This window comes from Spirillospora sp. NPDC049652, assembly GCF_040675125.1.
Lineage (GTDB): Bacteria > Actinomycetota > Actinomycetes > Streptosporangiales > Streptosporangiaceae > Spirillospora.
The window spans coordinates 1-2,068 of the sequence record NZ_JBFAOF010001138.1 but is presented as its reverse complement, the minus strand read 5'-3'; the positions used below and the strand labels follow the sequence as shown (position 1 = coordinate 2,068).

Annotated in this window: 3 protein-coding genes; 2 read left to right on the top strand and 1 reads right to left on the bottom strand. The window is 74.7% G+C overall.

The annotated features are described in order from the left end of the window. The coding region (locus tag AB0J52_RS37820; protein WP_500187797.1) for a PhzF family phenazine biosynthesis protein at positions 1-591 on the bottom strand (591 nt) is incomplete at its 3' end. A gap of 457 nt (positions 592-1,048) precedes the next feature. Between AB0J52_RS37820 and AB0J52_RS37815 the strand changes: the two genes are divergently transcribed. Together AB0J52_RS37815 and AB0J52_RS37810 are read left to right on the top strand one after the other, a co-directional pair. Continuing rightward, a complete protein-coding gene (locus AB0J52_RS37815) occupies positions 1,049-1,774 on the top strand; it encodes an LON peptidase substrate-binding domain-containing protein (RefSeq protein ID WP_500187796.1) in 726 nt (241 codons plus the stop codon). Positions 1,775-1,822: 48 nt separating this feature from the next. Further along, positions 1,823-2,068: YbaK/EbsC family protein (locus AB0J52_RS37810; RefSeq protein WP_500187794.1), on the top strand; the 246-nt coding region annotated here is incomplete at its 3' end.

The window sequence follows — 2,068 nt, the reverse complement described above, 5'->3', positions numbered from 1 at the left end:
GGCCTGATCATCGACCGGCTCGGCGGCCGCCGTGACGATCACCCCGCGCCCGTCGATCCGGCCCAGCGCGGCGAGGTCCGGCGTCAGGGTCCGGACGGTCTCGGCATCGGCGACCTCGGCGAACACATCGGCGATCGGCGTCCGGCCCGTCCAGGCGACCGGGACGCCGAGCGCGGCGGACAGCCCGTCCGGCTCGGGGGTCTTCTCCGGCGGGCAGGCCGGGAAGTCCATCGCCAGGCCGCCGCCGGGCGCGGGCGCCACGGTCAGGACGCCGCTGTGCAGCGTCCGGAACCGGAGCGGCCGGTCCGGCGCGGCGGCGCCCGTGCTGAACAGGGCGTGCGCCGAGGCCAGCGTCGCGTGCCCGCACAGGGTCACCTCGACGAGCGGGGTGAACCAGCGCAGCTCGAAATCGGCCTCCGGGTCGGCGTCCGGGCCGGTGAGCGGCCGGACGAAGGCCGTCTCGGAGTGCTTCATCTCCGCGGCGACCCGCTGCATCCAGGCGGGGTCGGCGGGGGCGTCCAGGAGGCAGACACCGGCGGGATTCCCGCCGAAGGGGCGTTCGGTGAACGCGTCGACGACCAGCAGTCTCATGCCTTCGACGCTAATCGCGCGGCCGCCTCCGTGAAACGGCCAATCCGCGGGAGTGGACTGCTCGCCCGGAATCAGCGGACGGCCGCCCGCGCTCGGCCTCGTCGCAGAAGTGCGCGTCCCACCGGCGCGGGCAAGCGGTGATCCAGCCCGCCACGAACCCCACGGCGAGGCTCGCCGTTCCCATCATCACCAGGTTGAGCCACATCGTCGTTCGGGCGTCTCCAGGTCTTTCCAGAGGGCGAACCCTCCGGGACGTGGAACGACGCTAATCACCCCGCACGGCCGCGACCAGCGGCTTTACCCGGAGCCGCCCAACGCGACCACAAAGCCATGCCCCGTTCCGGCCACCAAGCGGTGCCCGGCGCGCGGCTGCCCACGCCGGGCCCGGCGACGTAGTCTGGCGGGAGGGCCCCCACCGCGCACGGGGCCCCGGGCGGGAGCGTTGTGGAGGGACGCGATGACCGATCGGCTCGCGCTGTTCCCGCTGAGCACCGTCCTGTTCCCCGGTGTCGTCCTGCCGCTCCACCTGTTCGAGGAGCGCTACCGAACGCTCCTGTCGGACCTGCTGGACGGCCCCGAGCCGCGCCGGTTCGGGGTGGTCGCGCTGGAGGCCGGCCGCGAGACCGCCGGGGCCGGCGAGGGCGGAGAGACCGGTCGCGGCGGCCCTGGCGGTCTGGTCGGCGCGGGTCCGCCCGCCGCGCCCCTGCGGCTGGCGGAGGTCGGCTGCGTCGCCGAACTGCACGAGGTCGTCCCCCTGCCGGACGGGCGGTACGACGTGGTCACCGTGGGCGGACGGCGGTTCCGGCTGAAGGAACTGGACCGTTCCCGGCCCTACCTCAGCGGCGAGGTCGAGTTCCTGCCCGAGGAGCCCGGGACCGTGGGCGACGACCTGCTCCGGCGCGTCCGGCGGCTGTTCCACCTGTACCGGCACCGGCTCACGGCCGCCGGGGTGGACGCGGACGACCCGGCCGAGCTCCCGGGCGACCCGGTCGCGCTGTCCTACCTGGTCGCGGCGGCGACCGTGCTCGACCCGGCGGACAAGCAGCGGCTGCTCGCCGCCGAGGACGCCGCGAACCGGCTGCGCGCCGAACGCGACCTGCTGCTGCGCGAGACCCGGCTGCTGGACGCGCTGCCGACCATCCCCGCCGGGCAGTTCCTCGACGTCTCCTACCACCCCAACTGAGTTCCGGTCCGGGCGCGGCTTGATCGTCTCGTGCGGCAGACTGGGCGCATGGCGAAGGGGAAGAAGCAGCAGGGCGGCACCGGCACCCCCGCGACGGTGGCGGCGGCCAAGGCGGGGATCGGGTTCGAACTGCACCCCTACGAGGTCGACCCGGACGCCGAGTCCTACGGCGAGGCCGCGGCCGACGCCCTCGGCGTCGCGCACGACCGGATCTTCAAGACGCTGCTCGCCGAGGTGGACGGCGGGCTCACGGTCGGGGTCGTCCCGGTGTCGGCCTCGCTCGACCTCAAGGCC

Coding starts and splice junctions, on each gene's coding strand:
- AB0J52_RS37815 (WP_500187796.1), top strand. CDS start 1,049: ATGACCGATCGGCTCGCGCTGTTCCCGCTGAGCACCGTCCTGTTCCCC.